Origin of the sequence: Streptomyces flaveolus, assembly GCF_000716535.1 — a bacterium.
In the GTDB taxonomy this organism is placed as follows: Bacteria; Actinomycetota; Actinomycetes; order Streptomycetales; family Streptomycetaceae; genus Streptomyces; species Streptomyces flaveolus_A.
In genome coordinates this window covers 233656-259401 of sequence record NZ_JNWV01000037.1, presented here as the reverse complement: position 1 = coordinate 259401, position 25746 = coordinate 233656, and the positions used below count along the sequence as shown (strand labels likewise).

At 71.1% G+C, this 25746-nt stretch carries 28 protein-coding genes and 1 pseudogene; 16 read left to right on the top strand and 13 right to left on the bottom strand.

Annotated features, from left to right (window positions below):
* Positions 1-118: 118 nt before the first annotated feature.
* Complete coding sequence (locus OO52_RS35825) at positions 119-1084, bottom strand: zinc-binding dehydrogenase (protein WP_030657235.1); 966 nt, start codon at positions 1082-1084, stop codon at positions 119-121.
* Positions 1085-1289: 205 nt separating this feature from the next.
* Positions 1290-2513 (bottom strand): NAD(P)-dependent malic enzyme, encoded by a 1224-nt coding sequence (locus OO52_RS35820; RefSeq protein WP_030657233.1) that lies wholly within the window; start codon positions 2511-2513, stop codon positions 1290-1292.
* A 566-nt stretch (positions 2514-3079) separates the two neighbouring features.
* Between OO52_RS35820 and OO52_RS35815 the strand changes: the two genes are divergently transcribed.
* The 3 genes from OO52_RS35815 to OO52_RS35805 are packed head-to-tail and all read left to right on the top strand — an operon-like array spanning position 3080 to position 5814.
* The gene (locus OO52_RS35815; RefSeq protein ID WP_030657232.1) at positions 3080-4039 is read left to right on the top strand and encodes an ABC transporter substrate-binding protein; all 960 of its coding nucleotides are present in this window, start codon (positions 3080-3082) and stop codon (positions 4037-4039) included.
* Positions 4040-4075: 36 nt separating this feature from the next.
* The gene (locus OO52_RS35810; RefSeq protein ID WP_030657230.1) at positions 4076-5011 is read left to right on the top strand and encodes an amino acid ABC transporter permease; all 936 of its coding nucleotides are present in this window, start codon (positions 4076-4078) and stop codon (positions 5009-5011) included.
* Positions 5008-5814, top strand: coding sequence for an amino acid ABC transporter ATP-binding protein (locus tag OO52_RS35805; RefSeq protein ID WP_307820154.1), 807 nt, complete (start codon positions 5008-5010; stop codon positions 5812-5814). The genes OO52_RS35810 and OO52_RS35805 overlap by 4 nt, the downstream gene beginning before the upstream one ends.
* 124 nt (positions 5815-5938) lie before the next feature.
* On the opposite strand, the gene OO52_RS35800 is transcribed toward OO52_RS35805, so the two are convergent.
* Positions 5939-6697: a class I SAM-dependent methyltransferase gene (locus tag OO52_RS35800; RefSeq protein WP_030657225.1), complete on the bottom strand. Its 759-nt coding sequence runs from the start codon at positions 6695-6697 to the stop codon at positions 5939-5941.
* A gap of 100 nt (positions 6698-6797) precedes the next feature.
* Between OO52_RS35800 and OO52_RS35795 the strand changes: the two genes are divergently transcribed.
* Complete coding sequence (locus tag OO52_RS35795) at positions 6798-7427, top strand: CGNR zinc finger domain-containing protein (protein ID WP_030657224.1); 630 nt, start codon at positions 6798-6800, stop codon at positions 7425-7427.
* On the opposite strand, the gene sodX is transcribed toward OO52_RS35795, so the two are convergent.
* Positions 7331-7765: a nickel-type superoxide dismutase maturation protease gene (gene sodX, locus OO52_RS35790; protein ID WP_037630898.1), complete on the bottom strand. Its 435-nt coding sequence runs from the start codon at positions 7763-7765 to the stop codon at positions 7331-7333. The genes OO52_RS35795 and sodX overlap by 97 nt on opposite strands.
* A 145-nt stretch (positions 7766-7910) precedes the next feature.
* On the opposite strand from sodX, the gene sodN reads away from it, so the two are divergent.
* Positions 7911-8306 (top strand): superoxide dismutase, Ni, encoded by a 396-nt coding sequence (gene sodN / locus OO52_RS35785; RefSeq protein ID WP_014674929.1) that lies wholly within the window; start codon positions 7911-7913, stop codon positions 8304-8306.
* 275 nt (positions 8307-8581) lie between these two features.
* Here the strand turns inward: sodN and OO52_RS52250 are convergent.
* Positions 8582-8737, bottom strand: a pseudogene (locus OO52_RS52250) (inorganic phosphate transporter); the annotation flags it as partial.
* Between the two features lie 104 nt (positions 8738-8841).
* Between OO52_RS52250 and OO52_RS35775 the strand changes: the two are divergent.
* Genes OO52_RS35775 through OO52_RS35765 form a run of 3 tightly spaced genes read left to right on the top strand, consistent with a single transcriptional unit; the run spans position 8842 to position 10522 of the window.
* Entirely contained in the window at positions 8842-9243 is a 402-nt protein-coding gene (locus tag OO52_RS35775; protein ID WP_030657219.1) for a helix-turn-helix transcriptional regulator, read from the top strand.
* Between the two features lie 34 nt (positions 9244-9277).
* The gene (locus OO52_RS35770; RefSeq protein ID WP_030657217.1) at positions 9278-9694 is read left to right on the top strand and encodes a VOC family protein; all 417 of its coding nucleotides are present in this window, start codon (positions 9278-9280) and stop codon (positions 9692-9694) included.
* Positions 9695-9754: 60 nt separating this feature from the next.
* Positions 9755-10522: a VOC family protein gene (locus tag OO52_RS35765; protein ID WP_030657216.1), complete on the top strand. Its 768-nt coding sequence runs from the start codon at positions 9755-9757 to the stop codon at positions 10520-10522.
* Between the two features lie 45 nt (positions 10523-10567).
* On the opposite strand, the gene OO52_RS35760 is transcribed toward OO52_RS35765, so the two are convergent.
* From OO52_RS35760 to OO52_RS35745, 4 genes are all read right to left on the bottom strand, one after another.
* Positions 10568-10900 (bottom strand): DUF952 domain-containing protein, encoded by a 333-nt coding sequence (locus tag OO52_RS35760; RefSeq protein WP_030657215.1) that lies wholly within the window; start codon positions 10898-10900, stop codon positions 10568-10570.
* Positions 10901-10935: 35 nt separating this feature from the next.
* Positions 10936-11244, bottom strand: a complete 309-nt coding sequence (locus OO52_RS35755; RefSeq protein WP_030657214.1) for a hypothetical protein — start codon at positions 11242-11244, stop codon at positions 10936-10938.
* Between the two features lie 198 nt (positions 11245-11442).
* Positions 11443-12588 (bottom strand): family 2 encapsulin nanocompartment cargo protein polyprenyl transferase, encoded by a 1146-nt coding sequence (locus tag OO52_RS35750; RefSeq protein ID WP_030657213.1) that lies wholly within the window; start codon positions 12586-12588, stop codon positions 11443-11445.
* A gap of 112 nt (positions 12589-12700) precedes the next feature.
* Positions 12701-14107, bottom strand: coding sequence for a family 2B encapsulin nanocompartment shell protein (locus tag OO52_RS35745; protein WP_030657212.1), 1407 nt, complete (start codon positions 14105-14107; stop codon positions 12701-12703).
* A 298-nt stretch (positions 14108-14405) separates the two neighbouring features.
* Here OO52_RS35745 and OO52_RS35740 point away from each other — a divergent pair, with 298 nt between their 5' ends.
* Together OO52_RS35740 and OO52_RS35735 are read left to right on the top strand one after the other, a co-directional pair.
* Positions 14406-14999, top strand: coding sequence for an N-acetylmuramoyl-L-alanine amidase (locus tag OO52_RS35740; protein ID WP_030657211.1), 594 nt, complete (start codon positions 14406-14408; stop codon positions 14997-14999).
* A gap of 150 nt (positions 15000-15149) precedes the next feature.
* Positions 15150-16070, top strand: coding sequence for a 1-aminocyclopropane-1-carboxylate deaminase/D-cysteine desulfhydrase (locus OO52_RS35735; protein WP_030657209.1), 921 nt, complete (start codon positions 15150-15152; stop codon positions 16068-16070).
* Here OO52_RS35735 and OO52_RS35730 read toward each other — a convergent pair.
* Positions 16067-17650 carry a Na+/H+ antiporter gene (locus OO52_RS35730; RefSeq protein ID WP_030657207.1) on the bottom strand — a complete coding sequence of 528 codons (1584 nt, stop codon included), beginning with the start codon at positions 17648-17650 and terminating at the stop codon, positions 16067-16069. The two genes, OO52_RS35735 and OO52_RS35730, sit on opposite strands and share 4 nt — an antisense overlap.
* A gap of 60 nt (positions 17651-17710) precedes the next feature.
* Between OO52_RS35730 and OO52_RS35725 the strand changes: the two genes are divergently transcribed.
* From OO52_RS35725 to OO52_RS35715, 3 genes are all read left to right on the top strand, one after another.
* The gene (locus OO52_RS35725) at positions 17711-17971 is read left to right on the top strand and encodes a UBP-type zinc finger domain-containing protein (RefSeq protein ID WP_030657205.1); all 261 of its coding nucleotides are present in this window, start codon (positions 17711-17713) and stop codon (positions 17969-17971) included.
* Positions 17972-18383: 412 nt separating this feature from the next.
* Positions 18384-18800 carry an anti-sigma regulatory factor gene (locus OO52_RS35720; protein ID WP_009190566.1) on the top strand — a complete coding sequence of 139 codons (417 nt, stop codon included), beginning with the start codon at positions 18384-18386 and terminating at the stop codon, positions 18798-18800.
* A 17-nt stretch (positions 18801-18817) separates the two neighbouring features.
* Positions 18818-19927 (top strand): RNA polymerase sigma factor SigF, encoded by a 1110-nt coding sequence (locus tag OO52_RS35715; RefSeq protein WP_234329488.1) that lies wholly within the window; start codon positions 18818-18820, stop codon positions 19925-19927.
* A gap of 58 nt (positions 19928-19985) precedes the next feature.
* On the opposite strand, the gene OO52_RS35710 is transcribed toward OO52_RS35715, so the two are convergent.
* Positions 19986-20456 (bottom strand): hypothetical protein, encoded by a 471-nt coding sequence (locus OO52_RS35710; RefSeq protein ID WP_030657199.1) that lies wholly within the window; start codon positions 20454-20456, stop codon positions 19986-19988.
* A 136-nt stretch (positions 20457-20592) separates the two neighbouring features.
* Between OO52_RS35710 and OO52_RS35705 the strand changes: the two genes are divergently transcribed.
* Together OO52_RS35705 and OO52_RS35700 are read left to right on the top strand one after the other, a co-directional pair.
* Positions 20593-21561, top strand: coding sequence for a diacylglycerol/lipid kinase family protein (locus OO52_RS35705; protein ID WP_030657197.1), 969 nt, complete (start codon positions 20593-20595; stop codon positions 21559-21561).
* Positions 21562-21882: 321 nt separating this feature from the next.
* Positions 21883-22140 carry a WhiB family transcriptional regulator gene (locus OO52_RS35700; RefSeq protein WP_003992873.1) on the top strand — a complete coding sequence of 86 codons (258 nt, stop codon included), beginning with the start codon at positions 21883-21885 and terminating at the stop codon, positions 22138-22140.
* A 280-nt stretch (positions 22141-22420) separates the two neighbouring features.
* On the opposite strand, the gene OO52_RS35695 is transcribed toward OO52_RS35700, so the two are convergent.
* Together OO52_RS35695 and OO52_RS35690 are read right to left on the bottom strand one after the other, a co-directional pair.
* Positions 22421-23896, bottom strand: coding sequence for a sensor histidine kinase (locus tag OO52_RS35695; RefSeq protein ID WP_030657195.1), 1476 nt, complete (start codon positions 23894-23896; stop codon positions 22421-22423).
* Positions 23897-24220: 324 nt separating this feature from the next.
* Positions 24221-24850 (bottom strand): TetR/AcrR family transcriptional regulator, encoded by a 630-nt coding sequence (locus OO52_RS35690; protein WP_030657192.1) that lies wholly within the window; start codon positions 24848-24850, stop codon positions 24221-24223.
* 94 nt (positions 24851-24944) lie between these two features.
* On the opposite strand from OO52_RS35690, the gene OO52_RS35685 reads away from it, so the two are divergent.
* Positions 24945-25697: an SDR family oxidoreductase gene (locus tag OO52_RS35685; protein ID WP_030657191.1), complete on the top strand. Its 753-nt coding sequence runs from the start codon at positions 24945-24947 to the stop codon at positions 25695-25697.
* Positions 25698-25746: the final 49 nt, after the last annotated feature.

Below are 25746 nucleotides of genomic sequence, written 5' to 3'. Positions count from 1 at the left end.
TGTCAATGTAGGTTGACACCACTCAACCGTCAACCCTGGTTGACAAACGAGCCGTGGAAAAGGCGGGCCCGACACCGGACCCGCCTCTCGATCTCTCAGCCCGACGACCCACCGAGCCTCAGGAGTTGGTCAGCACGATCTTCCCGAACTGCTCCCCGGACGCCAGCCGTTCGAAGCCCTCACGGGCCCGGTCCAGCGGCAGCTCCTCGTCGATGACGGGCCGTACCCCCGTCGCGGCGCAGAAGGCGAGCAGGTCCTCCAGCTCGTCCTTGGTGCCCATGGTGGAGCCGACCACCTTCAGTTCCAGGAAGAAGATCCGGGTCAGCTCGGCGTGCGAGGGCCGGTCCCCGCTGGTGGCACCGGAGATGACGAGCGTCCCGCCGGGCCGCAGCGACTTCACGGAGTGGGACCAGGTGGCGGCGCCCACGGTCTCGATGACGGCGTCCACCCGCTGCGGCAGCCGCGCCCCGGGCTCCACGGCCTCCACCGCGCCCAGCTCCAGGGCCCGCTTTCGCTTGGCCTCGTCCCGGCTGGTGGCGAAGACCCGCAGCCCGGCGGCCTTGCCGAGGACGATCGCGGCCGTGGCGACACCGCCGCCCGCGCCCTGCACGAGGACGGAGTCACCGGGTCGTACCCCGGCGTTGGTGAACAGCATCCGGTACGCCGTCAGCCAGGCGGTCGGCAGACAGGCCGCCTCGGCGAAGGACAGCTCCTTCGGCTTGGGCAGGATGTTCCAGGTCGGCACGGCGACCTGCTCGGCGAAGGTGCCCTGGTACCGCTCGGTGAGGATGGAGCGCGGCTCGTCGGGGCCGACGCCGTGGCCGGTCTGGCCGATGACGGAGTGCAGGACGACCTCGTTGCCGTCCGCGTCGACGCCGGCGGCGTCGCAGCCGAGGATCATGGGCAGCCGGTCCTCGGGGAGGCCGACGCCCCGCAGGGACCAGAGGTCATGGTGATTGAGGGAAGCGGCCCGCACCGTGACGGTGCTCCAGCCGGGACGGGCCTCGGGAGCCGGACGCTCCCCCAACTCGAGGCCGCGGAGCGGCTGGTCGCGGTCGATTCGGGCGGCGTAGACAGCGAACATGCTGCCGACGATAGGTGGGCTGATCAGCCGACGGAACCATGCGGCCCTGTGACACATGCCCTCTTGCAGAAGGGCACCCTTGCGGCGCAGCCCGGCACAAGCGCCCTCAGGGCACCCTCTCGGCGCCGGATACGAGCGGGCGGGCGGGAAAGGAACATGGCCCCGCCCTGACGGACGGGGCCGTTCAGCGCGGCTCAGCGCGATGTCACCGACGAGCGACGCCCTCGGCCCGCGCGGCAGCGGCGACCGCCGCCGTGACCGCGGGGGCGACCCGCTCGTCGAACGGGGACGGGATCACGTAGTCGGCGGCAAGATCGTCACCGACCACGGCGGCCAGCGCCTCGGCGGCGGCGATCTTCATCCCCTCGGTGATCCGCGTGGCCCGCACCTGGAGGGCGCCCGCGAAGATCCCGGGGAAGGCCAGCACGTTGTTGATCTGGTTCGGGAAGTCCGAGCGCCCGGTGGCGACGACCGCGGCGTACTTGTGCGCGACGTCCGGGTGCACCTCGGGGTTCGGGTTGGCCATCGCGAAGACGAAGGCGCCCTTGGCCATGGAGGCGACGGCCTTCTCGGGGACCGTACCGCCGGAGACGCCGATGAAGACGTCGGCGCCCGCGAGGGCGTCCTCCAGCGAGCCGGTGAGGCCGGCCTTGTTCGTGAAGCCGGCCACCTCGCGCTTGACCGGGGTCAGGTCCGCCCGGTCGGCCGACACGACGCCCTTGCGGTCGGCCACCGCCACGTCCCCGATGCCGGCCTCGATCAGCATCTTGGCGATGGCGACACCGGCCGCTCCCGCGCCGGAGATGACGGCCCGCAGCTGGCCGATCTCGCGCCCGCTGAGCCGCGCCGCGTTCCGCAGCGCCGCCAGCGTCACGACGGCCGTGCCGTGCTGGTCGTCGTGGAAGACCGGGATGTCCAGGCGCTCCTGGAGCCGGCGCTCGATCTCGAAGCACCGGGGTGCCGAGATGTCCTCCAGGTTCACTCCGCCGAAGGAGGGAGCGAGCCGGACGACGGTCTCGATGATGTCGTCCACGTCGGTGCAGTCGAGCGCGATCGGCACCGCGTCGACGCCGCCGAACTGCTTGAACAGGATCGCCTTGCCCTCCATCACGGGGAGGGAGGCCTGGGGACCGATGTCCCCGAGTCCGAGCACGGCCGTACCGTCGGTGACGACGGCGACCACGTTGGACTTCCATGTGTAGTCGTTGACCAGCTCCGGCGTTTCCGCGATCGCGGTGCACACGCGAGCGACGCCGGGCGTGTACGCGAGGGAAAGGTCGTCCTTGTCGCGGACCGGCACGGTGGCCTGCACGGCCATCTTGCCGCCGCGGTGCAGGGCGAACGCCGGATCGAAGGAATCGAGGGGCTCGGCCCCGCCGTCCTGGTCCGTTGTGCCGTCGCTGCGAGGATTGACGATCTCCGCTGCCACTTTGTTTTACCCCTTAGGTATGCATGGTTTGAGGGTCGACCACTCCTGGTGAGGGGTGGGCGGGCACCGCGTACGGCTCGATTGCGGATACGTACGAGCTCATACGCGACGGGCGCGCCGCACACGCGCCCTGAGCCCCGGATGAGGGGTGTAAAGAACCTTCTTACCGGACGGACGGCGCCCGCGACGAGTCCATTAGGTGCAAGGTCACATTCCGGATCCGGTACGCGCCACGCAGGCGACGCGCGCCCGACGGACCGGAATGGCCCGAAAACGCCCAAGCGCGACCGATAGGACGGGCGAAGGAGTGACCACATTCTGAGACAGGCTGAAGATTTTGCGGCCGGAGCGCTGGATTCCCGCAGATGGTTCGGTGGTGATGGACCGGGGATGTACCGACCTGATGCGGTTCGGGGGTCACCCGTTATCCGATTTTGACATAGCGACGCCCCTGAATGGCGTAGTCCGAATGGCAAGATGCCGTAAACCCACGAGGTCGCGACACCCGAAGGTGTGTGTTTCCGTCGACCCATCGGCAACTCTTCCCATCCGCCGGAGGAACCACGATGACCGCAAGCTCCACCCGTCGTACGACCGCAGCGCGCTCCCGTCTGGCCGCGGCCGGTGCGATCGCGGTCGCAGGGGCCCTGCTGATCACCGGCTGCGGTGACCAGACCAAGGACAAGAACGAGAACTCCGGCAGCGCTTCCGCCGGCAGCGCCCCGCTCGCCGACAAGCTCCCGCAGGACATCCGGAGCAAGGGCAAGATCAGGGTCGGTTCCGACATCGCGTACGCCCCGGTGGAGTACAAGGACTCCGCAGGCAAGGTCGTCGGCCTGGACCCCGACCTGGCGGCGGCCCTCGGCAAGCAGCTCGGGGTGACGTTCGACTTCCAGAACGGCACCTTCGACGCCCTGCTCACCGGTCTGCGCTCGGACCGCTACGACATCGCCATGTCGGCCATGACGGACAACAAGAACCGTCAGGATGGCGTCGACCCGGACACCGGCAAGAAGGTCGGTGAGGGCGTCGACTTCGTCGACTACCTGACCGCCGGTGTCTCGATCTACACCCGCAAGGGCGACACCAAGGGCATCACGACCTGGGACGACCTGTGCGGCAAGAAGCTCGCCGTCCAGCGTGGCACCACCTCGGAGGACCTGGCCAAGCAGCAGGCCAAGAAGTGTCCGAGCGGCAAGAAGCTCGCCATCGAGGCCTTCGACGACAACCAGCAGGCCCAGACCCGGCTGCGCTCGGGCGGCGCGGACGCCGTGTCCGCCGACTTCCCGGTGGCGGCGTACGCGGTGAAGACCTCCGGCGGCGGCAAGGACTTCGAGATCGTCGGCGACCAGGTCGAGGCGGCCCCGTACGGCATCGCGGTCTCCAAGAAGGAGACCCAGCTGCGCGACGCCCTCCAGGCCGCGATGAACGCGATCATCAAGAACGGCGAGTACCAGAAGATCCTCGAGAAGTGGGGCGCGCAGGACGGCGCCGTCAAGGAGTCCGTGATCAACGGCGGCAAGTGACCCGCGGCACCAAGCGGCCACTGAGAGGCAATTCCCGTGACTGACATCGACAAGACGGCGGGGCCGGTGGACACGCCCCCGGCCGGCGCGGAGGCCATCAAGGCCATTCCGGTCCGGCACTACGGACGCTATGTCTCCGCCGTCATCGCGATCGCGCTCCTCGTCGCGATCATCTACGCGTTCGGCCAGGGCAGGATCAACTGGCACGCGGTACCGGACTACTTCTTCGACCACCGGATCCTGACCGGTGTCGGCAAGACCCTCCTGCTGACGGTGCTGTCGATGCTGATCGGCATCGTCGGCGGCATCGTCCTCGCGGTGATGCGGCTGTCGAAGAACCCGGTGACCTCGTCCATCGCCTGGTTCTACATCTGGTTCTTCCGCGGCACCCCGGTCCTGGTCCAGCTGTTCCTCTGGTTCAACCTGGGCCTGGTCTTCGAGTACATCAACCTGATGCCGTTCTACAAGGACTACTGGTCGAACTTCATGACGCCGCTGCTGACGGCGTTGCTCGGCCTGGGTCTGAACGAGGCGGCGTACATGGCCGAGATCTGCCGGGCCGGCCTGCTGGCGGTGGACGAGGGCCAGACCGAGGCGGCCCACGCGCTCGGCATGAGCCACGGCAAGACGCTGCGCCGGGTGGTCATCCCGCAGGCGATGCGCGTGATCGTGCCGCCGACGGGCAACGAAGTGATCAACATGCTGAAGACGACCTCGCTCGTGGCGGCCGTCCAGTATCCCGAGCTCTTCCGTTACGCCCAGGACATCGGCCAGAACTCCGGCGCCCCGGTGGAGATGTACTTCCTCGCCGCGGCCTGGTACCTGATCATGACCTCGGTGCTGAGCGTCGGCCAGTACTACATCGAGCGGTACTACGCCCGCGGCTCCAGCCGCCAGCTGCCGCCGACGCCCTGGCAGAAAGTGAAGACGAACATGCTGTCCCTGGGCCGGCCCAAGGGAGGCATGGCATGACCGACAAGCTGAGCAAGACGCAGGACGGCGCGCCGCGGACCACCGTCCCGATGGTCAAGGCGCAGGGCGTGCACAAGTCCTTCGGCCATGTCGAGGTGCTCAAGGGCATCGACCTGGAGGTCGAGCCGGGCGAGGTGTTCTGCCTCATCGGCCCCTCCGGTTCCGGCAAGTCGACCTTCCTGCGGTGCATCAACCACCTGGAGAAGATCAACGCCGGACGGCTGTACGTCGACGGCGAGCTGGTCGGCTACCGCCAGCAGGGCGACAAGCTGTACGAGCTGCGCGACCGCGAGGTCGCGATGAAGCGCCGTGACATCGGCATGGTCTTCCAGCGCTTCAACCTGTTCCCGCACATGACGGCCGTGGAGAACGTCATGGAGGCGCCGGTGCAGGTCAAGGGCGCGAACCGGACGCAGGCCAGGGAACGCGCCATGCAGCTCCTGGAGCGCGTGGGGCTGGCCGACCGGGCCGGGCACTACCCCTCGCAGCTCTCCGGTGGCCAGCAGCAGCGCGTGGCGATCGCCCGGGCGCTGGCGATGGACCCGAAGCTGATGCTGTTCGACGAGCCGACCTCGGCCCTGGACCCGGAGCTGGTCGGTGACGTCCTGGACGTCATGCGCGACCTCGCCGAGTCCGGCATGACCATGGTCGTGGTCACCCACGAGATGGGCTTCGCCCGCGAGGTGGGCGACAGCCTGGTGTTCATGGACGACGGTGTGGTGGTGGAATCCGGCCACCCGCGGGACGTCCTGACGAACCCGCAGCACGAGCGGACGCAGTCGTTCCTGTCCAAGGTGCTCTGAGACGGGTGCGCTGAAACGGCTGGGACGGGTGCTCCGACGCGGGTGCTCCGACGCCACACCGGGCGAGGGCGGTACGGGATCTCCGTACCGCCCTCGCCCTTCGTCGGTGGGGACGGGCGCCGGTCTACTTGAGGGCGAGGAGCAGCGTGTCGGAGGGTGAGCACCACACCGGCCGGGCCTCGCTGAAGCCCTGGGCGAGCAGGGTGCGCGCGTGCCACGCCGCCGACGGCACGTCCCCGTCCGCGTGTTCGCCGTAGATCTCGAAGCGGCGGGCGGTCGGCTCGGCGAGGACCGGGTCCTGGGCGGCCAGTTGCCACCAGTCGGTCCAGTCCAGGGCGCCGTCCCGCTTGGCCTGATCCATGCGGGCGTGGCGCTGGGCGCGCTCGGCCGCGTTGATCCGGGGCGTGGTGTCGTCGATCATGTGGTCCGCGTTCATGAAGACACCGCCGTCGCGGACCAGCCCCGCGACCTGACCGTAGAGGGCCGCGAGGGGTTCGCTGTGCAGCCAGTGGAGGGCCGTGGCGGTCACTACGGCGTCGTAGGAGTCGTACGGCAGCGCGGCCGGCCAGTCGGGGTCCTTGAGGTCTGCGGTGACGAGGGAGACCCTGTCGTCGCCCGCGAAGGTGCCCTGGGCTATGGCGAGCAGCGCGGGGTCGAGGTCCACACCGGTGCTGGTGGCGTCGGGGAAGCGGCGCAGCAGCCGGGCGGTGATGCTGCCGGTGCCGCACGCGAGGTCCAGCACGCGGGGGGCCGTACCGACGAGCGCCTCGACCATGTCGAGCATGATCCGGAAGCGTTCCTCACGGTCCGGCATGTACCACTCCTGCTGCCGGTCCCAGCTCTCCTGCCAAGCCGCCCAGTCGGTCCCGGTACTCGTCGTCATGGAACCCCGACTCCCCTCGGTTCGCGTAATACCCTGGAAGCACGACCGGCTGTTACCCGACCGCAGACCCGACGATAAAGCGCCTCCGTAAGGACTACAAGTGGAACTGGCCTATTACTCGGATTACGCCGTCCGTCTCGTCAACAGCGAGGAACCGGCCAGGGGCAGGGACACCCTGACCACGGTCGAGGCCGTCCGCGATCTCTTCGGTGACAACTCGTCGGCGGCCCGCCGCGCCACCGACGCCGACGTCACACGCTTCCGGTCGGTGCGGGCGCGGCTGCGCGGGGTCTTCGAGGCCGCCGACCAGGGCGACGAGACCCTGGCCGTGGACCTGCTGAACTCCCTCCTGCTGGAGTTCCCGGTCAGCCCGCAGATCTCCGGGCACGACCTCCGCGACGAGGACGGGCGCCCGCTCTGGCACATGCACCTGGCCGACCACCCGTCCAACGCCACCGCCGGCTACGCGGCGATCGCGGCGATGGGCCTGGCCTTCCACCTCACCGAGTACGGCGTCGACCGGCTCGGCCTGTGCGAAGCCACCCCGTGCCGCAACGCCTACCTGGACACCTCGACCAACCGCTCCCGCCGCTACTGCTCGGACCGCTGCGCCACCCGCGCCAACGTCGCCGCCTACCGGGCCCGCAAGCGCCTGGAGGCCGACCGGACGGGCAGCAGCGGCCTCGCCGCCGAGAGCGCCCAGCGCAGCAGCGCGAGCGGCGAGCGCTGACCGGCCCGGAGCGGCCGGAACCGGAACCGGGCCGTCCCGAGAATCAGCTCCTCGGGCACGACCCCGTAATCCGTGCTGTCGCCGCCCGCGTACGGGTTGTCGCCGAGCACCCACCAGCCGCCCTCGCGCCGCTCCACGGCACGCTTGACGACCAGCAGGTCCTGCTGGAACGGATGACGCAGGACCACGACGTCTCCGGGCCTGACCGCACCCCCGTACCGCACGAGAAGCTGGTCCCCGTGGTGCAGCGTGGGCACCATGGACGGGCCGGTCACCTCGGCCAGTCCGAAGGGCGCCACGGCCCTCCCCCGTTCGGTCTCCTGCGACAGCTCCGGCATCCCCGGCACCTCCCCGGTCCGTTCCTCCACCAGTCTCAGTCTCACCCTGGACTTTTGTCCTAAGCCCTAGGGGGCACCCGAGAAATCGCCTTGCTCAGGGAGTAATGTCGCACCTGAGAAGACGATCACGAGGAAGGAATGCTCCATGCTTTCCCGCCTGTTTGCCCCCAAGGTCAAGGTCAGCGCCCACTGCGACCTGCCCTGCGGCGTGTACGACCCGGCCCAGGCCCGCATCGAGGCGGAGTCGGTGAAGGCCGTCCAGGAGAAGATGGCCGGCAACGACGACCCCCACTTCCAGGCGCGCGCCACCGTCATCAAGGAGCAGCGCGCGGAGCTGGCCAAGCACCACGTCTCCGTGCTCTGGAGCGACTACTTCAAGGCCCCGCACTTCGAGAAGTACCCGGAGCTGCACCAGCTGGTCAACGACACCCTGAAGGCCCTCTCGGCCGCCAAGGCGTCCACCGACCCGGCGACGGGCCAGAAGGCGCTGGACTACATCGCCCAGATCGACAAGATCTTCTGGGAGACCAAGAAGGCCTGACCCGAGGCCCTTTGATCCCGTACCCGCGGCCGGTTGTGCCGCAGGCCGGAATCCACGCGAGAGCGGCCCGCCCGGACACCCGGGCGGGCCGCTCTGGCGTCCTGAGGCCCGCGTGCCGCCCGCGTCAGGGCGACCCGACCCAGCCTCCCCTAGTGGAACTGCGGCACGATCAGATGGATCCCGTACGCCACCACCGCCGCGCACGCGAGGAAGCACAACCCCGCCTGGGCCCGGCCGGTGCCGGACCCGCCGTCACCGGCCTCCTCGGCGCGGGACAGGCCGAGGACGCCCAGGACCGCGGTCCGGGGCTTGAGCGCGCCGGTGGCGATGGAGGTGGCCATCGCGTTCGCGGTGTCGTGGAACCCGTTCGTGAAGTCGAACGCCAGTGCCGTGACGATGACGACCGCCACGAGGAACGTGATGTGGTCCATTCCCCAATGGCAAGCAAGGGCAGGTCAATGCCCGGATAACTGGAGGAGAACGCTCCGTCCGACTCGCGGGACTCCGTCGCGCGGTCCTGTGCGAAGCTGAGCGGGTGACCGCCCTGGAGGACCTGCGACGGCTGCGGCGCGTGCGCGACCGCATGGACCGCGAGTACGCCGAGCCGCTCGACATGACCGAGCTGGCCCGTGACGCCCTCATGTCCCCGGGTCACTTCCAGCGCAGCTTCCGCAAGGCGTACGGGGAGACGCCGTACAGCTACCTGATGACCCGGCGGATCGAGCGGGCCAAGGCGCTGTTGCGCCGGGGCGATCTCACCGTGACCGAGGTGTGCCTCGCCGTCGGCTGCACCTCGCTCGGCTCCTTCAGCTCCCGCTTCACCGAGCTGGTCGGCGAGACACCGAGCGCCTACCGCGCCCGCGATCACGAGGAGACCGCGGCGATCCCGCCCTGTGTCGCCCGCAGGCTGACCCGGCCGCGCCGCCGCCCGTACTGAGGCGCGAGCCGTCCCTCGGTCCTAGGGTGAGTCCATGGACGTGAAACTCGCGCAGTGTTTCCTTGCCGTGGACGACCACGACAAGGCCATCGCCTTCTACCGCGATGTGCTCGGTCTGGAGATCCGCAACGACGTGGGCTTCGAGGGGATGCGCTGGGTGACCCTGGGCTCCCCGCTCCAGCCTGACGTGGAGATCGTCCTGGAGCCGCCGGACGCGAGCCCGGACGCCTCCCCCGCCGACAAGCAGGCGCTCAACGAACTCCTCGCCAAGGGTCTGCTGCGCGGTGTCATCTTCACCACGCCCGACTGCGACGCGCTGTACGAGCGGGTACGCGAGTCCGGCGCCGACGTCCTCCAGGAGCCGATGGACCAGCCGTACGGGGTGCGCGACTGCGCGTTCCGGGACCCGGCCGGCAACCAGCTCCGCTTCATCGAGCGCCCCACGGGCTGACCCGCTGAACTCCCGCTGCCCGTGGCCCTGTTCGGACACCGCTCCGCCTAGACTCCCCGGATGACCATCCGCTGGACGTACGCCTTCGCCGACCGGCCCGCCGCGCGCCTCGCCGAAGCGTGTGCCTTCTGGACGGCCGTCACCGGCACCCGGCTCTCGGCGTTCCGGGGCGAACACGGCGAGTTCGTGACCCTGCTGCCCGAGGCGGCGGACCCCGGCGTGAAGCTCCAGGGCGTCACCGAGGGCGACGGCGGCGCCCACATCGACCTGTGCGCCGACGACGTACGGGAGTTGACGGCACGCGCCCGGCGACTCGGCGCCGATCTCGTGGCGGACCACAGCGACTGGGCCGTACTGCGCTCTCCGGCAGGGCAGTTGTTCTGCGCCGTGCCCTGGCACGGGGAGACGGTACGGCCGCCGGTGGTGTCCTGCAGCCGCCTGGACCAGGTGTGCCTCGACATCCCGCCGTCCCGGTACGACGCCGAGTCCGCGTTCTGGGCCGCGCTGACCGGGTGGGAGCGGCAGGCCGGCTCCCGGCCGGAGTTCGCCGTACTGCGGCCGCCGGCGGGCTTGCCGGTACGGCTGCTGCTCCAGCGGCTCGACGAGGAGCGCCCCGCCTCCGCCCACCTCGACCTGGCCTGCACGGACATCACCGCCGTCCGGGCGCGGCACGAGGAACTGGGCGCGGCCGCGGTGCGCGACGGCGCCCACTGGACGGTGATGCGCGACCCGGCCGGCGGGACGTACTGCCTGACCGGCCGCGACCCGGAGACGGGCGGACTGCCGGCCGGCGGTGGTCTGCGTGAGCAGGACGCCGGCGCCCGCTAGCCGCCACGCGGGACCGTGCGGGGCCTGCCTGCGCTGCCTCCCGGCTCAGCCCCAGGACTCCACGTCCACCACCGCCTCGACCGGCACCGGCCCGTACACGTGCGGGAACTCCTCCCCGCCCGGCTCGACGGACTCGTACCTCACCGGCACCCCCACCCGCGCCGGATCCACGACCAGCACGACCAGCTCGTCCGGGCCGTCGTAGCCGCCGTAGAGGAAGTCGGCGACGCGCGGGAGCTGCTCGCGGGTGGAGCAGTGGATGAAGCCTTCCTCCTGGAGGGTGCGGCCCCGGGTGGACATCTCATAGGCGCCGCGCTCGCGCGCCGCCTCCCACAGGGAGCGCTCGGTGATGTGCAGGATGTACGGCAGTTTCGGCATGCGCCCACGCTACGGCGCCCCCGCCCGCCCCCTGCTCAGACGGCGCTGTTCTCGGTGCCCGCCGCCGACGGGTCCTCCGGACCGCTGCCGCCACCCGGCCGTTCCTGCGCATCGGCGGACCGCTCGTGCCCGGCGGGCCGGGGGCCACTCCGGCCGGATCGGCCGGTCTCAGCGGATCGGCCGGAGTCCGCGGGACGGCCGGTCTCGGCGTACGCCGCGCAATCCGGGTTGCGGCAGGGACCGGGGCCCCAGACCGGCACCCAGGCGCCCAGGGTCTTGTGCCGCTTGACGACCGTTTCCACGGGCTGTCCGCAGACGGGACAGACGTGTTCCTCGCTGTCCATGTCCTCAGGGTAGATCGGTACCGCCCGCTCCGCTCCTTTCCGCGATGCCCCCGACGTCCGTCGTCGAGGGATCGGCGGCCCCGCACACAGTGGGCTGTGCGGGGCCCGCCGGGCCGGAGCCCCCGATGACCGTGCGGGGTCAGGAGCCGCACGGGCCCGGGGACTCCGGGGTCTGCTCGGCCGCCGGGACGGGCGGCCTCAGCTGGTGCGCCGGGTCACGAACTCGGCGAGCGCCAGCAGACCGCCCGCCGCCTCCGGATCGGGGACCGCGCGGGCCAGCTCCTGCATGGCCCGGGCCATCCGGTCGGCCGCCTCGGCCTGCGCCCAGTCCCGGCCGCCGGCCCGCTCCACCGCCAGCGCCGTCCGCGCGATCTCCCCGGCCTCCGCGTCCCCCTCGCGGGACGGCGTCCCGTACAGCGCGGCGAGCTCGGCCGCCGCCGGGGTGCCGGAGGTGAGCGCCGCCACCACCGGCAGGGACTTCTTGCGGGCGGCGAGATCCGCGCCGGCCGGCTTGCCGGTGTGCCGCGGGTCTCCCCATATGCCGATGACGTCGTCGATGAGCTGGAAGGCGAGCCCGGCCTGCCGGCCGAAGCCGTCCAGCGCGGCCACCTCCTCCTCGTCCGCGCCCGCGTACAGCGCACCGAGCGCGCAGGCACAGCCCAGCAGGGCGCCGGTCTTGGCCTCGGCCATCGCGAGCACCTCGTCCAGGGTGACCGCGTCCGGCGCGCGACGCTCCAGGTCGGTGTCGGTGTGCTGGCCCTCGCACAGCTCCACGACACAGGCCGCGAGCCGGGCCGCGGCCGGCACGGAGGCCGGGTGCGCATCCTCGGCGAGCAGCCGCAGGGCCAGCGCCTGGAGGGCGTCCCCGGCGAGGATCGCGTCGGCGTCGCCGAACACGGTCCACGCCGTCGGCCGGTGGCGGCGGGTGGTGTCCCGGTCCATCACGTCGTCGTGCAACAGCGTGAAGTTGTGGACCAGTTCGACCGCCGCTGCCGCCGGGACGGCCGCCGTGCGGGCCGCCGGACCGCCGAGCGCGGCGGCGGCCGCCAGCACGAGCGCGGGTCTGATCGCCTTGCCCGCGTTGCCCGCCGCCGGGGTGCCGTCGGCCTGCTGCCAGCCGAAGTGGTAGCGCGCGATCCGGCGCATGGAGCCGGGCAGCGACTCGACGGCCGCGCGCAACTCCGGGTCGACCAGCGCCCGGGCGCGCTCCAGCTGGGCCGCCGCCTCCTGCCCGTCGAGCGGACCGGCGGCGCCGCCCCCGGCCTTCTCCGGTGGCTCCCCCGGTGTGCCGGGACGCGGCACACCGGGGGAACGCTCTTCGGTCTCCGTCATGAACTCGGCCATGCCTCCCCCTCGCCAGGTCCGCGGAGTACGCCGTCACCGGCTCTGCCGGACGCGTACCCCGAGGGCCTACCCGCCCCGGAGGGCGGGGACACGGCCGCGACGTGCGGAAACGTCACCTCCATCGACCGATCTCGACGTTCTCCAGCACGCCGAGCGCGTCGGGCACCAGGACCGCGGCCGAGTAGTACGCCGTCACCAGGTACTTGATGATGGCCTGCTCGTTGATCCCCATGAACCGGACGGACAGGCTCGGCTCGATCTCGTCCGGGATGCCGGACTGCCTGAGGCCGATGACGCCCTGGTCGGCCTCGCCGGTACGCATGGCGATGATGGAGGTCGTGCGGGCGTCGCTGATCGGGATCTTGTTGCACGGGTAGATCGGCACCCCGCGCCAGGTGGGGATGCGGTTGCCGGCGATGTCGATGGTCTCCGGGACCAGTCCCCGCTTGTTCAGCTCCCGCCCGATCGCGGCGATGGCGCGCGGGTGGGCCAGGAGGAGCTTGGTGCCGCGGCGGCGGCTGAGCAGCTCGTCCAGGTCGTCCGGGCTCGGCACGCCGTCGTGCGGCTGGATCCGCTGGTCGTACTCGCAGTTGCTGAGCAGACCGAACTCCGGGTTGTTGACCAGCTCGTGCTCCTGGCGCTCCTTCAGCGCCTCGACCGTGAGCCGCAGCTGCTGCTCGGTCTGGTTCATCGGCTGGTTGTAGAGGTCGGCCACGCGCGAGTGGATGCGCAGCACGGTCTGCGCGATGCTCAGTTCGTACTCGCGGGGCCGTGGCTCGTAGTCCACGAAGGTGTGCGGGATGTCGGGCTCGCCGGAGTGGCCGGCCGCCAGCTCGACCGCCTTCTCCCCGTACTTGTTGGTCCGCTGCTCGGGGATCGAGCGCAGCCGTTCCAGGTGCGCGCGCAGCGAGTCGGAGCGCTCCGCGACCTGCTGGAAGTCCTGGCGGCTGAGGATCAGCACCGTGGTCGAGGTGTCCGCGCGGACGGTGTACTCCCAGATCGCCTCCGGGTCGACCAGCGCCTGGTCGCCGAAGTAGGCGCCGTCGGCGAGGACACCGAGGACGGCGTCGTCGCCGTAGGGACCCGTGCCGACCTTCTCCACCCGGCCGTGGGCGAGCAGGTAGACCTCGTCCGTCTGGTTGCCGAAGTCGGCGATCACTTCGCCGGGCGCGAAGTCGCGCTGCCGGCAACGGCGGGCCAGCTCGGTCAGCACCTCCTCGTCCTCGTAGGACCGCAGGGCCGGCAGCTCGCCCAGTTCGTTCGGGATGACCTCCACCTGGTTGCCGGTCTTCACGAAGGTGATCCGGCCGTCGCCGACGGCGTACGTGAGGCGCCGGTTCACCCGGTACGTGCCGCCCTGGACGTCCACCCAGGGAAGCGTGCGCAGCAGCCAGCGGGAGCTGATCTCCTGCATCTGCGGAACGGACTTGGTGGTGGTGGCCAGGTTCCGCGCGGCCGCCGTCCCGAGGGACTGCTGCGGCCTGCCCTGATCCGTGCGGACCTCTTCGCCTACCGACATAGAGAAATGCCCTCCCATGTATGCCCGGTGCCGAAGCGCACCGGGCACCGGTCTCGCATCGAGCGTCCCATCACGGCGCGTGCCCGCGCCATTACCCGAAAGAGCGGGAATGGATCATCGGATTACTGGGCACAACGGGGGACCTCGCCCCGACCCGCTCGGCATGCCCCGTCTGTCCGGATCGGCTCGCACACCGTACGAACGATGTGTTCCGGGACGTCCGGTTTCGGTAGAAGCAGGCAGGACATCCGGCGGCCGCGACCGGCGGCCGCACGGGCACGGCACGAAGGAGTCGGGCATGGCCCCACCCATGTCGGCGAGCGGGTTCCTGGACGCTCTCATCGCGGAGGGCGTCACGGTCGTGGAGGTCGGCGACTGGCAGCACCACAACCGCAACCACAAGGGCCCCTGGGGTCCGGTCCACGGCGTGATGATCCACCACACGGTGACCAAGGGCAGCGCGCGCACGGTGGAGGTGTGCCGGGACGGTCACCCGGACCTGCCGGGACCGCTGTGCCACGGCGTGATCACCAAGGACGGCACGGTCCACCTGGTCGGTTACGGCCGCGCCAACCACGCCGGGCTCGGGGACGACGAGGTGCTGCGCGCGGTGATCGCCGAGAAGGGGCTGCCGCCGGACAACGAGGCCAACACCGACGGCAACCGGCACTTCTACGGCTTCGAGTGCGAGAACCTCGGCGACGGGGAGGACCCGTGGCCGGCGGAACAGCTGGAGGCGATCGAGCGGGTGGCGGCGGCGCTGTGCCGGCACCACGGGTGGACGGAACGGTCGGTCATCGGCCACCGGGAGTGGCAGCCGGGGAAGGTGGACCCCCGCGGCTTCGAGATGTCCTGGCTGAGGGAGCGGGTGCGGGAACGGCTGAAGGACTAGCGCCGTGGGGGTGGGGCCGTCCGTGGGCCGCGCCGGTCCGCCGCGGCCGGCCGCGCAGTCCCGCCCCCTCGGGGCGCTCAGCGCAACCCCGTCGGCGCCGGTGGGTGACCCCACCCCCGTCCACCCCCCGTACCGGGCGACAATGAAGCCGTGACCAGCGCCGACCCGCTCAGCCCCCGCCTCCCCTCGCCCCTCCGCGAGGTGCGGGACGGCCGGTTCGAGCGCCGTGGGCTCCGGCTGCTGCTCAAGCGCGACGACCTCATCCACCCGCAGCTGATCGGCAACAAGTGGCGCAAGCTGGTGCCGAACATCGCGGCGGCCGACGGCCGCGCCCTGGTCACCTTCGGCGGGGCCTACTCCAACCACCTGCGGGCCACCGCCGCCGCGGGCCGTCTGCTGGGCCTGCCGACCACGGGCGTGGTCCGCGGCCAGGAGCTCGCCGACCGCCCGCTCAACCCGTCCCTGGCCCGGTGTGCGGCCGACGGCATGCGACTGCACTTCGTCGACAGATCGACATATCGCCGCAAGACCGAACCGGGGACCCTGGCCGAGATCCTGCGCGCGTGCGGCGCCGAGGACGCGTACGTCGTACCCGAGGGCGGCAGCAACGCCGAGGCGGTGCGCGGCTGCCGCGCCCTCGGCACGGAACTGCGCGGCCAGGCCGACGTCGTCGCCGTCGCGTGTGGCACCGGCGGCACCCTCGCGGGCCTCGCCGCCGGACTCGCGGCCGGCCAGCGCGCGCTCGGCGTCCCGGTCCTGAAGGGCGGCTTCCTGGAGGCCGAAGTACAGGCCCTGCAGGAACGTGCCTTCGGCGCCCGGCGCGGCACCTGGTCCCTGGACGACCGCTTCCACGGCGGCGGTTACGCCCGTACGACACCGGAACTCGAGACGTTCGCACAGGACTTCGAGCAGCGGCACGGGCTGCCCGTCGAGCGCCTTTATGTCGCCAAGTTGCTGTTCGGACTCGTCGCCCTGGCGGAAGAGAACGCCTTCGCGCGCGGGACGACGGTCGCCGCCGTGGTCACGGGCCGGCCGTTCCCGGAACCCGCGACCACGGCCCCGGAGCGCTAACCGGCCTCCCGGTAGGCCGCCGCCTCCTCCAGGTCAAGGCGTCTGAGCAGGGCGCGCAGCATCTCGTCGTCGATGTAGCGCAGGTCGCGGAGCCGGACGAAGACCTCGCGCTCGGCGCTGATCATCTCGCGGGACAGCCGGCGGTAGGTGTCGTCCACGGACTCGCCGGTGATCGGGTTGACCTGCCCGAGCCGTTCCCAGACGGCGTTGCGGCGGCGCTCCAGGACCATGCGGAGCCGGTCGGCGAGCGGCTGTGGCAGGGCGTTGCGCTCGTCGGAGAGGAGTTCGTCGAGCCGGGCCTCGGCGGCCCGGGAGGCCTGTGCCTGGGCGTTGGCCTCGGCGAGCGTCTCGGCCTGCCGGTCGCGGCCGGGGAACTTCAGCAGCCGGATCAGCGGCGGCAGCGTCACGCCCTGCACGACGAGGGTGGAGATGACGGTGGTGAAGGTCAGGAAGAGGATCAGGTTGCGTGGGCCGGCGGGCATGCTCGGCGGGATGGCGAAGGCGATGGCCAGGGAGACGACACCGCGCATGCCGGCCCACGAGGTGACCATCGCGCCCCGCCAGGTGGGATCCTGCTCGCGCTCCCTGATGCGCTTCGACATGATCCGGGGCAGGAAGGTGGCCGGGTAGACCCAGACGAACCGGGCCACCACCACGACCAGGAAGACCGCGACCGCGTACCAGGCGGCGGAGGCGCCCTCGTACTCCCCGAGCCGCTTCAGGACGATCGGCAGTTGCAGACCGATCAGGGCGAACACCGCGGACTCCAGCACGAAGGCGACCATCTTCCACACCGCCGCCTCCTGGAGGCGGGTGGCGAAGTCGACCTCCCACGCGCGGTGGCCGAGGTACAGGGCGACGACCACCACCGCGAGCACCCCGGAGGCGTGCGCCTGCTCGGCGACCCCGTAGGCGACGAACGGGATGAGCAGGGAGAGCGTGTTCTGCAGGAGGGGCTCGGTCAGGTGGGTGCGCAGCCAGTGCAGGGGCGCCATGAGGACGAGACCGATCCCGACACCGCCGACCGCGGCGAGCGCGAACTCGCGGATCCCGCCCGCCCAGGTGGCCCCTTCCCCGATGGCGGCGCCGAGCGCCACCTTGTAGGCGGTGATCGCCGTGGCGTCGTTCAGCAGGGACTCGCCCTGGAGGACGGTGGTGATCCGGGACGGCAGGCCCACCCGGCGCGCGACCGCCGTGGCGGCGACCGCGTCCGGCGGTGCCACCACCGCGCCCAGCACCAGCGCGGCGGTCAGCGGCAGGCCGGGGATGAGCAGGTAGGCGGCCCAGCCGACGGCCACGGTCGCGAAGAGCACGTATCCCACCGAGAGCAGCGCCACCGGCCGCATCTGCGCCCGCAGGCCGAGGTAGGAGCTGTCGCTCGCCGAGGTGTACAGCAACGGGGGCAGCAGCAGCGGGAGGACGATGTGCGGATCGAGGGTGTAGGACGGCACGCCGGGGATGTAGGAGACCGCCAGACCGACCGCGACCAGCAGCAGGGGCGCCGGCGCCGGGGTGCGCCGGGCCGCCGCGGCCACCGCGGCACTGCCCGCCACCAGTACCAGCAGGGGCATCACGTCCATGTCCTCGCCCACCCTCGTCTTTCGCGCGGCAACCCGCACAACCGTCGTAATCTGGCAATCATGAAACAGTGCACGCACGCCGACGCGCTGCCGCACCCGGAACCGGAGCCGCTCGACGAGACCTGTCCGGAGTGCCTGCGGGACGGCACGAACCCGGTCCAGCTGCGGCTGTGCCTCAGCTGCGGCCACGTCGGCTGCTGCGACTCCTCGCCGGGTCGGCACGCGACGGAGCACCACGCGCAGTCCGGTCATCCGGTGATGCGGACCTTCGAGCCCGGCGAGGACTGGCGGTGGTGCTTCGTGGACCACGTACTCGTCTGACCTGTCCGATCCCTGCCCCGACCGCTTCCGGGCGCGCTTCGAGCATCGTCCCGGAGTGCCCACGACCGCGTCCCCTGAAGTGCCCCTTCGACCGTGTCATTGAGAGCGTTCTCCCCGGGAGCGTCCCGTCCGACCGCGTTCTCGTGTGACACTGCATGCGGCGGCTGCCGCACGACGGTTCGAGCGTCTGACGTCTGGGTACGTCAACCCGGCGCGCGCTCTTCCCATTTGGGCACGCAAACCCCCTAGACACGGAGCGTATCCACAGCTTTACTGTGAGTGACGCCAGGGGGTTGGGGTCCCGGGGACAGAAACGTTCGGAGCGCGATAGCGTCACCGCTTGAACCATCTACGCGTTACCCCGGGGGGCGACCCTCGGCCCTGTAAAGCTTGTACCACCATGGAGGTGAGGGTGTCCCAGATCGCAGGCGAGCCCGCGGCGAACCAGGACTTCGTGGAAGTCCGGCTGCCGGCCGCGGGTGCCTACCTGTCGGTGCTGCGGACGGCCACGGCCGGTCTCGCGGCCCGCTTGGACTTCACCCTGGACGAGATCGAGGACCTGCGCATCGCCGTGGACGAGGCCTGCGCGATCCTGCTCCAGCAAGCCGTGCCCGGCTCGGTGCTGAGCTGTGTCTTCCGGCTCGTCGACGACTCACTGGAAGTCACGGTGTCGGCGCCGACCACGGACGGCCACGCCCCCTCGCGGGACACCTTCGCCTGGACCGTGCTGTCGGCCCTCGCGGGCAAGGTCTCGTCCGCCGTGGACGAGGACAAGACGGTGTCGATCAGCCTCTACAAACAGCGTGGCGCCGGCCCCGGGCCGGCGTGAGGAACGGGGACGGGCCGGTGCGGGACGAAGAGCGCGGCACACGGGAGCTGCCGACCGGGGACGGGGGTGCCTCCTGGTCGGGCGACGCCGAGACCTCCGGGGCGGGCCCCCGGGACGGTTCCCGGCGCATGGCGGACGGCATCGACGGCATCCCCGAGCAGGCCAGACCGCACCCGGAGGACGACTCCGCGCGGGTCGACGGTGACGGTGCCACCGGCACGCCACCGAAGGCACGCGACGGCGCCGGACCCGCCGTCCGCGCGGGGGCCAGGGCTCGGGGAAGGGCTACGGGCGGGACGATGAGCGAGCACGAGCGATACGCCGAGGACGACGCGCTGGGCACGGAGGCCGTGCAGGCAGTACAGCACGACCCCCAGGACCGCAGCGGGGCGCGGGCGATGTTCGTCGAGCTGCGCACACTGCCGGAGGGCAGCACGGAGTACGCGGAGCTGCGCAACCAGCTCGTCCGTATGCACCTGCCGCTCGTGGAGCACCTGGCACGCCGGTTCCGCAACCGCGGGGAGCCGCTGGACGACCTCACCCAGGTCGCCACGATCGGTCTCATCAAGTCCGTCGACCGGTTCGACCCCGAGCGTGGCGTGGAGTTCTCCACGTACGCCACGCCGACCGTCGTCGGCGAGATCAAGCGGCACTTCCGCGACAAGGGCTGGGCGGTCCGCGTACCGCGCCGGCTCCAGGAGCTGCGGCTCGCGCTGACCACCGCGACGGCCGAGCTGTCCCAGCTGCACGGCCGTTCCCCGACGGTCCACGAGCTGGCCGAGAAGCTCGCCATCTCCGAGGAGGAGGTCCTGGAGGGCCTGGAGTCCGCGAACGCGTACTCCACGCTGTCGCTGGACGTCCCCGACACGGACGACGAGTCACCGGCGGTCGCCGACACCCTGGGCGCCGAGGACGAGGCGCTGGAGGGCGTGGAGTACCGCGAGTCCCTCAAGCCGCTGCTGGAGGACCTGCCGCCGCGCGAGAAGCGGATCCTGCTGCTGCGCTTCTTCGGGAACATGACCCAGTCGCAGATCGCGCAGGAGGTCGGCATCTCGCAGATGCACGTCTCCCGCCTGCTGGCCCGCACCCTGGCCCAGCTCCGCGAGAAGCTCCTCGTGGAGGAGTGAGCGGGGAGTGAGCCCTGCCCGGCGAGGCTCGGTCCGGACCGGCCCCGCCCGGTGAGCCCTACTCGCCCCGGCCCGGTCCCTTGATCCCGAGGGCCCGGGTCGTCTCGCCGTTGACCAGGAGCACCAGCGCCACCACGGCGACCACTCCGAGCACGACACCGGCCGGGATGGCCATGCTGTCGGCCCGGACCAGGTTGTAGGCCACGGGAAGGGCCATGAGCTGGGTGATCAGCGCGGGCCCCCGGCTCCAGCCGCGCCGCAGCAGCAGACCGCGCGCTGCGAGCAGCGGCAGCAGCGCGAGGACGGCCAGGGTGATCCCCAGGGTCACGGCCTGCTGCCGGTCGTCCGGGTCACCGGTGAGCCCGAGGACGAGCACCCACACGCCGCCGGCCACCAGCGCCGCGCCCTCCAGCGCGGCCAGCGCCGCCGCGTACGTCAGCCGGCGCGGGCGCGGCCCGGCGGCCGGGTCGGCTGCGTCGGCCGTGGCGGCTTTGGCGGTGTCCGGGGCGGGATTCTGCTGACTGCTCACCTCAGCAGGGTAGCCCTCCGCCTCCGGCGCGCCGCCGTGCCCCGCACCCCCGAGTGTCCAGGCTCACGCCCCGGTCTCTTACCGGATCCCTAACTCGGTCTGGGCCCGGTACCCCCCAGTAGGTACGCTGCCATGCATGCGTGCACTTCTCGTGGTCAATCCGGCGGCAACCACCACAAGCGCACGCAGGCGTGACGTACTGATCCATGCGCTGGCGAGCGAGATGAAGCTGGAGGCGGTCACCACCGAGTACCGCGGCCACGCCCGCGACCTCGGCCGGCAGGCTGCGGAGAGCGACGACATCGACCTGGTGGTGGCCCTCGGCGGCGACGGCACGGTCAACGAGGTCGTCAACGGCCTCCTGCACGCCGGTCCCGCCCCGGACCACCTCCCCGGTCTCGCCGTCGTCCCCGGCGGCTCCACGAACGTCTTCGCCCGCGCGCTGGGCCTGCCCAACGACCCCGTCGAGGCCACCGGAGCGCTGCTGGACGCGCTGCGCGACGGCACCGAGCGGGTCGTCGGCCTCGGCCTGACCTCGGGCACGCCGGGCACCGAGGACGAGGCGGTGCCGGCCCGCTGGTTCACCTTCAACGCCGGGCTCGGCTTCGACGCGGGCGTGGTGGGGCGGGTGGAGCAGCAGCGCGAGCGCGGGAAGAAGTCGACGCACGCGTTGTACGTCCGTCAGGTGGTCCGGCAGTTCCTCGGTGAGCCGAACCGCCGGCACGGCACGATCACACTGGAACAGCCCGGCGCGGACCCGATCGAGGATCTCGTCGTCGCCATAGTCTCGAACACGTCCCCGTGGACGTATCTCGGCAATCGCCCGATGTACACGTCACCTAAGGCGTCGTTCGATACAGGCATCGACGTGCTCGGCCTCAGCCGTCTGTCCACGGCCGCGGTTGCCCGGTATGGCACCCAGTTGCTCACTTCGTCCCCCGAGCGGGGACCGCAGGGGAAGCACGCTGTCTCCTTGCACGATCTGGACCGGTTCACCTTGCATTCGAAGGCGCCTCTCCCCCTTCAGATGGACGGTGACCACCTGGGGCTGCGTACGAGCGTGACGTTCACAGGCGTACGCCGTGCACTGCGTGTGATTGTGTGAGCGGAACGGGCGAAAGTCCTTTCACTCGAACGTTTAGGCCAGGGTCCACCCCATGGAAGTACGGCTGTGACCTAGTCGACACCGAGGAATCAAAAAAAACTTTCCGGAAGGGGTTGTATCCGCCGCTGAGGTTTGCGAGTCTCTACGTGGCGATCGGGACGGCCCGCAACACCGGCCTCCACTGATCACCAGAACCCCTCTTCAAACACAGGACCACGCCGGGTGAAGACTCGGCGGTCGGCCCTTCACTTGTTGAGGGATTCGTGAAAGCGTTCACATTCACAAGCAACCTGCACGTAATACCAAGGAGAGGTAGCAGCCATGGACTGGCGTCACAACGCCGTTTGCCGCGAGGAAGACCCCGAGCTCTTCTTCCCCATCGGCAACACCGGTCCTGCGCTGCTGCAGATCGAGGAAGCCAAGGCCGTCTGCCGTCGCTGCCCGGTGATCGAGCAGTGTCTGCAGTGGGCGCTCGAGTCCGGTCAGGACTCCGGCGTCTGGGGTGGTCTCAGCGAGGACGAGCGCCGTGCCATGAAGCGCCGCGCCGCCCGCAACCGGGCTCGTCAGGCCTCCGCCTGACATACCCACCCCTGCTGACAGCCTGAGCTTGGCGGCGCGCACAGCACGTACGCATCTCCCGCCCCCGAGTCGCAGCGCGCAGTTCCCCCGATGCTCCCCCAACTCTCGGCTACGCTCGAGCCGGGGGGACCCCCATCGCGATACAAGCAGAGCAGCAACGAGCGACAGCCTCGGACCAATGGCGGTCCGGGGCTTTTTGCTGTGTCGCTTGCCAGCGCAGGCTCCCCGGCGCCCGCTCCCCCGGCGCGTGTCCGTCACCCGGTGCGCCGGGCCCGGCGGCTCACTTCTGCGCCCGCACCGGAATGTCGAGGATCACCCGCGTCCCGCGCTCCGGCGCCGGCACCATGTCGAACGAGCCGCCCAACTCGCCCTCCACCAGCGTTCGTACGATCTGCAGGCCGAGGTTGCCCGAGCGGTGCGGGTCGAAGCCCTCGGGCAGTCCGACCCCGTCGTCCTGGACGGTGACCAGCAACCGGGCCTCCTTGGTGGTGCCGCCACGCACCGCGGAGACCTCGACCGTGCCGGTGTCGCCCTCACGGAAGCCGTGTTCCAGGGCGTTCTGCAGCACCTCGGTGAGGACCATGGACAGCGGAGTGGCGACCTCGGCGTCGAGTATGCCGAACCGTCCGCTGCGTCGGCCGGTCACCTTGCCCGGCGAGATCTCGGCGACCATGGCCAGCACCCGGTCGGCGATGTCGTCGAACTCCACCCGCTCGTCCAGGTTCTGAGACAGCGTCTCATGGACGATCGCGATGGAGCCGACCCTGCGGACCGCCTCCTCCAGCGCCTCCCGGCCCCGTTCGGACTCGATGCGCCGGGCCTGGAGGCGGAGCAGGGCGGCGACCGTCTGGAGGTTGTTCTTCACCCGGTGGTGGATCTCCCGGATGGTGGCGTCCTTGGTGATCAACTCGCGTTCGCGGCGCCGCAGTTCGGTGACGTCCCGGAGCAGCACGAGCGAACCGATGCGTGTGCCCTTGGGTTTGAGCGGGATGGCCCGGAACTGGATGACCCCGTCGTGGGCCTCGATCTCGAACTCGCGCGGCGCCCAGCCGCTGGCCACCTTGGCCAGCGCCTCGTCCACCGGCCCCCGGGTCGGGGCGAGTTCGGCGGTGGTCTGGCCGAGGTGGTGGCCGACGAGGTCGGCGGCGAGGCCGAGCCGGTGGTAGGCGGACAGGGCGTTCGGTGAGGCGTACTGGACGATGCCGTCCGCGTCCAGCCGGATCAGGCCGTCGCCGACGCGCGGCGAGGCGTCCATGTCGACCTGCTGGTCCGGGAAGGGGAAGGCGCCGGCCGCGATCATCTGCGCGAGGTCGGAGGCGCTCTGGAGGTAGGTCAGCTCCAGGCGGCTCGGGGTGCGCACGGTGAGCAGGTTGGTGTTCCGGGCGATCACGCCGAGGACGCGGCCCTCACGCCGTACGGGGATGGACTCGACCCGTACGGGGACCTCTTCGCGCCACTCCGGGTCGCCCTCGCGCACGATCCGGCCTTCGTCCAGGGCCGCGTCCAGCATGGGCCGCCGGCCGCGCGGCACCAGGTGGCCGACCATGTCGTCCTGGTAGGAGGTCGGGCCGGTGTTGGGGCGCATCTGGGCGACCGAGACGTACCGGGTGCCGTCCCGGGTGGGGACCCACAGCACCAGGTCGGCGAAGGAGAGGTCGGAGAGCAGCTGCCACTCCGAGACCAGCAGGTGGAGCCACTCGAGGTCGGAGTCGTCGAGGGCGGTGTGCTGGCGTACGAGTTCGTTCATGGAGGGCACGTCTGCGAGCGTACCCGGGGCCTTGGGAGTGGCCGAAAAAACACCCGCGGGCCGCGGCGCCTGGAAGGGACCCTCAACCCTCCCGGCACCGCAGCCCGGAGCATCATCGGCCGTGGGGTGTGCGGTCCCGGTCGGCCGAAGGCCGAGGAGCCGGGGCAGTCAGGGCAGAGAGCGCCGGTTCCTCGATCCGTCTTCCTGTGCGGGGAAGACGGAAGCGTGTTGTTCCCGATTGTGGACTAGACCACCACGGCGTGTCCATGGTGTGGGGGCGTCCGCGCCGCGGGGGCGCCGGCACGCGATGCCACGCAGCCTAGCCCGCTCGGGTCAATCGTGGGGCCAGACGGCCATGGCAATTTCAGCGAGTGCTTCCAGTTCCTCCCGGCGTGCGCCGTCGCGGGCCTGCTGGGACATGCCCTGGATCACCGCGCCGGTGTGCCGGGCGAGAGCGGCGGCGTCGGTGCCGGCCGGCAGCAGCCCGGCCGCGATGTCCGCCCGAATCCGGCTCTCGACGGTGGCGATGTTGGCGTTGCGCATGTCCCGCAGCAGCGTCTCCACCTCGGGGCTGGTGCAGTTGGTGGCCGCGTGGACGATCAGGCAGCCGTGCGGGTGGGCGGGGTCGGTGTACTCGGCGGCGGCCTCGCGGAGCATGCGGGCGACGCCCGCCCGCGCCGTGGGCTCCTCGGCGAGGGCGCGGTCGGTGAAGGCGCCGTGCGAGCCGGCGTAGACCCGGACGACCTCGTCGAACAGGGTCCGCTTGTCACCGAAGGCCGCGTACAGGCTGGGCGCGCCGATGCCCATGAGCCGGGTGAGGTCGGAGACCGAGGTGGCCTCGTACCCGTGCTCCCAGAACGCCATCAGCGCCTTCTCCAGCGCGGTGGCCCGGTCGAAGGAGCGCGGCCGGCCCCGCGTCCTGCCCGTGCCGCCCTCTGTCCGCGTGTCCTGACCCGTCGCCATGGGGACTATTTTATAGCGCCCCCTAGAAAATTGTCGGCGGGGTGGTGTACGTTCTTTTTGTAGCGACCGCTATACAAATCTGAAGGGGGCGGACATGGGCGTGCTCACGGGGAAGACGGCGCTGGTCACGGGCGCGAGCCGGGGCATCGGACGGGGCATCGCGGAACGGCTGGGGCGCGACGGGGCGCGGGTGGCGGTGCACTACGGGCGCGACGAGACCGCCGCGAAGGAGACGGTCGCGGCCATCGAGGCCGCCGGCGGCTCCGCGTTCCCGCTCGGGGTGGAACTGGGGGCGCCCGGCGACGCCGCACGACTATGGACGGAGTTCGACCGGCACGCGGACGGGCTGGACATCCTCGTGCACAACGCGGGCATCGGCACGGCCCGCCCGTTCGCGGACATCGACGAGGAGGAGTACGACCGGCTCTTCGCGGTGAACGTGAAGGCCCCGTTCTTCCTCACCCGGCTCGGGGCGGAGCGGCTGCGGGACGGCGGCCGGGTGGTGACCATATCGTCCGGCCTCTCCCGGACGGCCGCCATGCCCGAACTGATGGCGTACTCGATGACGAAGGCGGCTTTGGACGTCTTCACCCGGGACCTGTCCAAGGTGCTCGGCCCCCGCGGGATCACGGTCAACTCGGTGGCGCCCGGCATCGTGGACACCGACGTCAACGCCTCCTGGCTGCGCGCGAGCGACGAGGCGTGGCAGCGGGCGGCCGGCTACTCGGCGCTGGGCCGGGTGGGCACGCCGGCGGACATCGCCGACGTGGTGGCCTTCCTGGTCTCGGAGGACGGCCGCTGGGTGACCGGGCACTGGCTGGACGCGACGGGAGGTTCCCTCGTCTGAGGGCTGCCCGGCCCCGCGTCCGACCCCGTTTTCCCGCGCCCCGGAACGC

Coding starts and splice junctions, on each gene's coding strand:
- OO52_RS35825 (WP_030657235.1), bottom strand. CDS start 1,084: ATGTTCGCTGTCTACGCCGCCCGAATCGACCGCGACCAGCCGCTCCGC.
- OO52_RS35815 (WP_030657232.1), top strand. CDS start 3,080: ATGACCGCAAGCTCCACCCGTCGTACGACCGCAGCGCGCTCCCGTCTG.
- OO52_RS35805 (WP_307820154.1), top strand. CDS start 5,008: ATGACCGACAAGCTGAGCAAGACGCAGGACGGCGCGCCGCGGACCACC.
- OO52_RS35800 (WP_030657225.1), bottom strand. CDS start 6,697: ATGACGACGAGTACCGGGACCGACTGGGCGGCTTGGCAGGAGAGCTGG.
- sodX (WP_037630898.1), bottom strand. CDS start 7,765: ATGCCGGAGCTGTCGCAGGAGACCGAACGGGGGAGGGCCGTGGCGCCC.
- sodN (WP_014674929.1), top strand. CDS start 7,911: ATGCTTTCCCGCCTGTTTGCCCCCAAGGTCAAGGTCAGCGCCCACTGC.
- OO52_RS35770 (WP_030657217.1), top strand. CDS start 9,278: ATGGACGTGAAACTCGCGCAGTGTTTCCTTGCCGTGGACGACCACGAC.
- OO52_RS35765 (WP_030657216.1), top strand. CDS start 9,755: ATGACCATCCGCTGGACGTACGCCTTCGCCGACCGGCCCGCCGCGCGC.
- OO52_RS35760 (WP_030657215.1), bottom strand. CDS start 10,900: ATGCCGAAACTGCCGTACATCCTGCACATCACCGAGCGCTCCCTGTGG.
- OO52_RS35755 (WP_030657214.1), bottom strand. CDS start 11,244: ATGGACAGCGAGGAACACGTCTGTCCCGTCTGCGGACAGCCCGTGGAA.
- OO52_RS35750 (WP_030657213.1), bottom strand. CDS start 12,588: ATGGCCGAGTTCATGACGGAGACCGAAGAGCGTTCCCCCGGTGTGCCG.
- OO52_RS35745 (WP_030657212.1), bottom strand. CDS start 14,107: ATGTCGGTAGGCGAAGAGGTCCGCACGGATCAGGGCAGGCCGCAGCAG.
- OO52_RS35740 (WP_030657211.1), top strand. CDS start 14,406: ATGGCCCCACCCATGTCGGCGAGCGGGTTCCTGGACGCTCTCATCGCG.
- OO52_RS35730 (WP_030657207.1), bottom strand. CDS start 17,650: ATGGACGTGATGCCCCTGCTGGTACTGGTGGCGGGCAGTGCCGCGGTG.
- OO52_RS35725 (WP_030657205.1), top strand. CDS start 17,711: ATGAAACAGTGCACGCACGCCGACGCGCTGCCGCACCCGGAACCGGAG.
- OO52_RS35705 (WP_030657197.1), top strand. CDS start 20,593: ATGCGTGCACTTCTCGTGGTCAATCCGGCGGCAACCACCACAAGCGCA.
- OO52_RS35700 (WP_003992873.1), top strand. CDS start 21,883: ATGGACTGGCGTCACAACGCCGTTTGCCGCGAGGAAGACCCCGAGCTC.
- OO52_RS35690 (WP_030657192.1), bottom strand. CDS start 24,850: ATGGCGACGGGTCAGGACACGCGGACAGAGGGCGGCACGGGCAGGACG.
- OO52_RS35685 (WP_030657191.1), top strand. CDS start 24,945: ATGGGCGTGCTCACGGGGAAGACGGCGCTGGTCACGGGCGCGAGCCGG.